Below are 6,715 nucleotides of genomic sequence, written 5' to 3'. Positions count from 1 at the left end.
GCCCTGCAGGCACTGGTGGACGACGGCACACTGACCGACAAGCTGGCCCGCCAGGTGATCGACGGCGTGCTGGCAGGCGAGGGGGAGCCCGCCGAGGTGGTGGCGTCCCGGGGTCTGGCGGTGGTCAGCGACGACGGGGCGTTGTCGAAGGCGGTGGAGCAGGCGATCGCCGCCAACCCGGCGGTGGCCCAGAAGGTCCGCGACGGCAAGGTACAGGCCGCCGGTGCGTTGATCGGCGCGGTGATGAAGGCGATGAGGGGCCAGGCGGACGCCGCCCGGGTGCGGGAACTGGTGATGGAGAAGCTGGCCTGACACCACCGCAGCGCCCGGCGCCGGCTGGCGGCGTGCGTGGCGGCTGTGGTCCGCCATGGGAAACGGCGACGGGGCGGTTGGCGGTGATGGTGAACAATGGCGCCATGGCCGATCAGATCCCGCAGTTGCCCGCGAACATCGCCGGGCGCCTGAAGCGCACCGCGGACGGCCTGGTGGCCGCCGTGGTGCAGGACGCCGGGACCGGCCGGGTACTGATGGTGGCCTGGATGAACGACGACGCGCTGGCCCGCACACTGGCCACCCGGCAGGCAACCTACTGGTCACGCAGCCGCGGCGAGTTGTGGCGCAAGGGCGCGACCAGCGGCCACACCCAGCACGTCCGCGAACTCAGCGTCGACTGTGACGGCGACGCGCTGCTGCTGCAGGTCGACCAGATCGGGCCGGCCTGCCACACCGGCACCACCAGCTGCTTCGATGCCGGTGGCGTCATCCTGGCGGCGGAGGAACAGTGATAGCCGAGTCCATGATCAAGCCGGACCTCGCCGGTTTCCTCGAACAGGGCACCAGCCGGCGGGTGATCAGCGTGCACGCCCGGCTGCTCGCCGACGACATCACCCCGGTGGGCCTCTACGAGCAGCTGTGTGGTGACCGGCCGGGCACCTTCCTGTTCGAATCGGCCGAGCAGGGGGTCTGGTCACGCTGGTCGTTCGTCGGGGTGAACAGCGCCGCCACCCTGGTCGGTGACGACGGCCGGATCACCTGGCGGGGACGTCGTCCGATCAGCGGCCTGCCGATCGAGGGCGCGCCGTTGCAGGTGCTGGGTGAGGTGCTGGAACTGCTGCACACCCCACGGGACCCCGCCCTGCCGCCGTTCACCTCCGGGATGGTCGGCTACCTCGGCTACGACCTGGTCCGGGAGCTTGAGCGGATCCCCGACTCCAACCCCGACGATATCGGCGTGCCCGACATGGTGATGATGCTGGCCAGCGACCTGGCCGTCCTCGACCACCACACCGGCGAGGTGTGGCTGATCGCCAACGCCATCAACTTCGACGCCTCGCCCGAGCGCGCCGAGCAGGCCTGGCGGGACGCGGTGGACCGTGTCCGGGCGATGGCCGCCCGGCTGGCCGGACCTCGCCGCAGCCTGCTGGCCACCCGCACTCCCGACGCGTCCGCACGGATCAGGCGGCAGCGCAGCCAGCAGGAGTTCGTCGAGGTGGTCGAGCGGGCCAGGCAGCACATCGCCGCGGGGGACGTCTTCCAGGTGGTGCCCAGCCAGCGGTTCGAACTGGACGTCGAGGCCGACGCACTGGCGGTATACCGCGAACTCAGGTTGACCAACCCCAGCCCCCACCTCTATCTGCTGCGCCTGGCCGACGAGCAGGGCGGCTTCGCGCTGGTCGGCTCCAGCCCGGAGGCGCTGGTGACGGTGAAATCGGGGCTGGCGACCACCCGCCCGATCGCGGGTACCCGGCCGCGCGGCGCCGATCCGGCGTCTGACCTGGCGATGGAACGCGAACTGCTGGCCGACGAGAAGGAACGGGCCGAGCACCTGATGCTGGTCGACCTGGGCCGCAACGACCTGGGCCGGGTGTGCGAACCGGGCACCGTCGAGGTGACCGAGTTCATGTCGGTGCACCGCTACAGCCACGTCATGCACCTGGAGGCCAGCGTGGTCGGTCGCGTGCAGCCCGGCCGCAGCGCGCTGGACGTGACGATGGCCTGCTTCCCGGCAGGTACGCTGTCGGGGGCGCCGAAGATGCGGGCGATGGAGATCATCGACTCCCTCGAGGTGTCCCGACGTGGCCCGTACGGGGGAGTGGTCGGCTACTTCGACTTCGCCGGCGACTCGGATGCGGCGATCGCCATCCGGACCGCGTTGCTGAAGGACGGCATCGCCTACGTGCAGGCGGGCGCGGGTATCGTGGCCGACTCGGTGCCGAAGAACGAGGACGAGGAGACCCGTGACAAGGCCGCTGCGGTGCTGGGCTCGGTGGCCCGGGCCGCCGGTCTGCAGCGGGTCGAGAAGGAGATGCCGTGAGCAATGTGCTGGACCAGATCGTCGCCGGGGTCCGCGAGGACCTGGCCGAACGGGTGACCGCCCTGCCACTGGACAAGATCATCGCGCAGGCGGTGGAGGCCCCGCCCACCCGCGATCCGATGCCGGCTCTGCGCGCATCACGGCTGGCGGTGATCGCCGAGGTGAAACGGTCCAGCCCGTCCAAGGGGGCGCTGGCCGAGATCGACGAACCGGCAGAGCTGGCCCGCGCCTACGCCACCGGCGGGGCGGCGGCCATCTCGGTGCTCACCGAACGACGGCGGTTCGGCGGTTCGCTGGCCGACCTGGCGGCGGTGCGGGAAGCGGTCGACCTGCCGGTGCTGCGCAAGGACTTCGTCGTCGAGCCCTACCAGGTGTACGAGGCGCGCGCCCACGGTGCCGACCTGGTGCTGCTGATCGTGGCGTCACTCGATGATGACCAGTTGGCGAGCCTGCACACCCTCGCCGTCGGGCTGGGGCTGACCCCACTGGTCGAGGTGCACACCCCCGACGAGGCCCGCCGGGCCGCCGACCTCGGCGCCCAGCTGGTCGGGGTCAACAATCGCAACCTCAAGACCCTCGAGGTCGACCTGGCGATGTTCGAGACCATCGTGCCGCTGCTGCCCGCCGACGCGGTGAAGGTAGCCGAGTCCGGCATCCTGGGGCCTCGGGACGCCGCCCGGGTCCGGGCCGCCGGGGCGGACGCCATCCTGGTCGGTGAGGCCCTGGTCACCAACGCCGATCCGAGCGCTGCCATCGCCGCCCTGGTTGCCGCAGCCGACGCCGAGGACAACCGATGACGCGTTCTGAGTACCCCGACGCGCGCGGCCACTTCGAGCTGTTCGGCGGCAGCTTCGTCCCCGAGGCGTTGCGGGCCGCCCTGGCCCAACTCACCGACGCGTTCCACCAGGCGCAAGCCGATCCCGACTTCGCCGCCGAGGCCGCCGACCTGCAGGTCAACTACGCCGGCCGTCCGACGCCGCTCACCGAGGCCAGGCGGTTCAGCCAGCACTGCGGCAACGCGACCATCCTGCTCAAGCGGGAGGACCTGAACCACACCGGTTCGCACAAGATCAACAACGTCATCGGGCAGGGCCTGCTGACCAGGCGGATGGGCAAGACCCGGGTCATCGCCGAGACCGGCGCCGGCCAGCACGGGGTGGCCACCGCCACCATCGCCGCCCTGCTGGGCCTGGATTGCCGGGTCTACATGGGGCGGGTCGACACCGAACGTCAGGCACTCAACGTGGCCCGGATGCAACTGCTCGGCGCCGAGGTGGTGGCCGTCGAGGCGGGCAGCCAGACCCTGAAGGACGCCATGAACGAGGCGATGCGGGACTGGGTCACCAACGTCGAGAACACCCACTACCTGATCGGCAGCGCATCGGGGCCGCACCCGTTCCCGATGATGGTCCGGGAGTTCCAGCGAATCATCAGCACCGAGGCCCGCGACCAGGTGCTCCAGCGCTACGGCCGGCTGCCCGACATCGTCTGCGCGTGCGTGGGTGGCGGCTCCAACGCGATCGGCATGTTCGCCGACTTCATCGATGACGACCGGGTCAAGCTGTACGGCTTCGAGGCCGGCGGGGCCGGCGTCGACACCGGACGGCACGCCGCGTCCATCGCGGGAGGTTCGATCGGCGTGCTGCACGGCACCCGCACCTACGTGCTGCAGGACGCCGACGGGCAGACCATCGAATCACACTCGATCTCGGCCGGCCTGGACTACCCGGCGGTCGGCCCGCAGCACGCGCTGCTGGCAAAGACCGGCCGGGCGACCTACGAGCCGGTGGACGACGCGGAGGCGATGAACGCCTTCCGGCTGCTCAGCCGCGCCGAGGGCATCATACCGGCCATCGAATCGGCCCACGCGGTCGCTGGTGCCCGCAGGCTGGGACTGAGGATCGCCGAGACCGACCCGGACGCCCGGCCACTGATCGTGGTCAACCTGTCCGGGCGGGGGGACAAGGACGTCGACACCGCGATGGCGTACTTCGGTATCCGTGGTGAGGCCGACAAGAGCACCGGAGCACTGCCGTGATCGCGGTTGATCCGCGACTGGGCGTGTCGGGTCACGTCCTGCGGCAGGCCAGGCACGACGGCCGGGCCGCCTTCGTCGCCTACCTGCCGGTCGGCTTCCCATCGGTGTCCGCCTCGCTGGACGCCATGCGGGCGGTGATCGAGGGCGCCGACGGGCTGGGCGCAGACCTGGTCGAGATCGGCATGCCCTACTCCGACCCCATGATGGACGGGCTGGCGATCCAGCACGCCACGACCCGGGCGCTGCAACGGGGCGTCCGGACGCGGGACATCTTCATGGCAGCCGAGAGCGTCGCCACCGCCGGGGCCGTCCCGATGGTGATGATCTACTGGAACCTGGTCGAACGCTACGGGGTGGACGCCTTCGCCCGCGACCTGTCGGCCGCCGGCGGCGCCGGCCTGATCACCCCCGACCTGACCCCCGACGAGGCCGATGACTGGCTGGCCGCCTCCGACGAGTACGGGCTCGACCGGGTCTTCCTGATCGCGCCCAGCTCCACCGACGAGCGGATCCGGCAGACCATGCAGGCCTGCCGGGGCTGGGTGTACGCCACCTCCGTGATGGGTGTCACCGGGGCCCGCTCCCACACCTCGGCCGCCGCGCCGGTGATCGTCCAGCGGGCCCGCCAGGCCGACCCCAGCCTGCCGGTCGGGGTCGGGTTGGGGGTGTCCAACGGCGACCAGGCCGCCGAGGTGGCCGGTTACGCCGATGGGGTCATTGTCGGTTCGGCGCTGGTCAACTGCCTGATCGCCGCGGATGATGCCGGCACCGACGCCCTCGGTGCGCTGCGGGCCAAGGCGAGCGAACTGGCCGCCGGGGTTCGCCGGAGCCGCCAGTGATCCCGCTGCAGATCCCGAGCCCATCTTCCGGCGGGTTCTTCCTCGGGCCGGTCGAGATCCGTTACTACGCCATCTGCGTGCTGGTCGGCATCTTCGTGGCCGCGTGGCTGAGCCGCCGCCGGTTCGTCCAGCGCGGCGGGGACGCCGACCGCTTCGACACGATAGCGTTGATCATGGTGGTGGTCGGGATCATCGGTGCCCGCCTCTACCACGTGATCACCGATTACCAGCTCTACTTCGGCCCCGGCCGTAACCCATGGCAGGCGTTCAACATTCGTAGCGGTGGGCTGGGCATCTGGGGCGGGGTGATGCTCGGCGGGCTGGCCGCCTGGGCGCTGGCCCGACGCTACCGGTTCAGCTTCGGTGCCCTGGCCGACGCGATCGCCCCCGGACTGCTGTTCGCCCAGTGCATCGGCAGATTGGGCAACTGGTTCAACCAGGAACTGTTCGGACGACCCACCGATGCGCCCTGGGCGCTCTACGTGGACCCGCAGTTCCGGCCGGACGGCTACGAAACGGTGGCCACCTACCATCCCGCCTTCCTCTACGAGATGACCTGGACGGGGCTGGGTGGCTTCCTCCTGCTGTGGGCCGAACGGCGGTTCAAGCTGGGTCGTGGCAAGCTGTTCACCTGCTACGTCATCTGGTACACCTTCGGCCGGTTCTTCATCGAGGGTCTGCGGATCGACCCGGTCAATTACGTCGGCGGCTGGCGGCTCAACAGCTACGTCTCGCTGATCGGCTTCATCGGTGCGATCGTCCTGCTGGTCTGGCAGTTGCGGCGACACCCCGGCTACCAGCTGTGGCCCTTCGGCTTCCCCGCTCCCCAGGGCGGGCTGGTCCCGGCCCGGCCACGCTGAGCCTCGATCCGCCGGAGTTTGTTGGGTGGGTCGACGCCGAGTGCTCCTGTGGCAAGCAAGGATGGGGCCCGCCTACGGCTACAACAAGGTCAATGGTCTCAACGCGATCATGGCGGTGATCTCGACGCCCACGAGTGCGCCGGTAATCGCCGCGACCCGCTTGCGCGAAGGGCAACGTGTCCTCGGCCCGCGGTGCGGCCCGGCTGATTTCTTCGTCGATCGCGACGGCGTAACGGGTCGGAGCATGGCCGTGACAGAGCTGTTCGCCATCATCGGGCTCGAACCCGACGCGTCCGGTGAGCAGATTGCCTCTATCTCAGCGTCGCCGCGCGACCGTCTGCCCCACACCCCAAGGGCTAGGAGACTGCTGAACAAGTGCGTGTCTGTGCCCGGGTGGTGGGGCCGGGTGCGGGAGCCTTGGTCGTGTGCAGGGGCGATCGCGGGATCAGCGGGATCTGTTCGATGCGGAGTCGATGGCCGGGGAGTTGCTTGAGCCGGGGAGTGTGTTCGCGTTCCTGGCTGAGCAACGGTTGGCGCTTGTTCCCGGAGGAGATGTTCGCCGACTTGTTCCGCTCGGCGCGCGGTCGGCCGTCGGTGCCGGCGGACGTGGTCGCGACGGTGCTGGTGCTGCAGGCGCTGCACGGTCTTTCGGACCGCGAGGCCA

6 protein-coding genes and 2 pseudogenes are annotated in these 6,715 nt (G+C 70.2%); all 8 read left to right on the top strand.

Annotated elements, in window-relative coordinates; genetic code table 11:
• Window positions 1-312: pseudogene (locus tag WBL05_RS00370) on the top strand (Asp-tRNA(Asn)/Glu-tRNA(Gln) amidotransferase subunit GatB); the annotation flags it as partial.
• A gap of 104 nt (window positions 313-416) precedes the next feature.
• Window positions 417-785: a phosphoribosyl-AMP cyclohydrolase gene (gene hisI / locus WBL05_RS00365; protein ID WP_424223012.1), complete on the top strand. Its 369-nt coding sequence runs from the start codon at window positions 417-419 to the stop codon at window positions 783-785.
• 11 nt (window positions 786-796) lie between these two features.
• On the top strand, window positions 797-2,314 hold the full coding sequence (locus WBL05_RS00360; protein ID WP_424223011.1) for an anthranilate synthase component I: 1,518 nt from the start codon (window positions 797-799) through the stop codon (window positions 2,312-2,314).
• A complete protein-coding gene (trpC, locus tag WBL05_RS00355; protein WP_424223010.1) occupies window positions 2,311-3,111 on the top strand; it encodes an indole-3-glycerol phosphate synthase TrpC in 801 nt (266 codons plus the stop codon). Before WBL05_RS00360 ends, trpC begins: the two co-directional genes overlap by 4 nt.
• Window positions 3,108-4,352, top strand: a complete 1,245-nt coding sequence (gene trpB, locus WBL05_RS00350; protein ID WP_424223009.1) for a tryptophan synthase subunit beta — start codon at window positions 3,108-3,110, stop codon at window positions 4,350-4,352. Before trpC ends, trpB begins: the two co-directional genes overlap by 4 nt.
• A gap of 17 nt (window positions 4,353-4,369) precedes the next feature.
• Complete coding sequence (trpA, locus tag WBL05_RS00345) at window positions 4,370-5,191, top strand: tryptophan synthase subunit alpha (protein ID WP_424223013.1); 822 nt, start codon at window positions 4,370-4,372, stop codon at window positions 5,189-5,191.
• Entirely contained in the window at window positions 5,188-6,051 is an 864-nt protein-coding gene (gene lgt / locus WBL05_RS00340; protein ID WP_424223008.1) for a prolipoprotein diacylglyceryl transferase, read from the top strand. Before trpA ends, lgt begins: the two co-directional genes overlap by 4 nt.
• A gap of 425 nt (window positions 6,052-6,476) precedes the next feature.
• Window positions 6,477-6,715: pseudogene (locus tag WBL05_RS00335) on the top strand (IS5/IS1182 family transposase); the annotation flags it as partial.

The organism is Brooklawnia sp., from assembly GCF_049651565.1.
GTDB lineage: Bacteria > Actinomycetota > Actinomycetes > Propionibacteriales > Propionibacteriaceae > Brooklawnia.
Note: the sequence above shows the minus strand (reverse complement) of the source record. Positions and strands in the feature narration are given on the sequence as shown.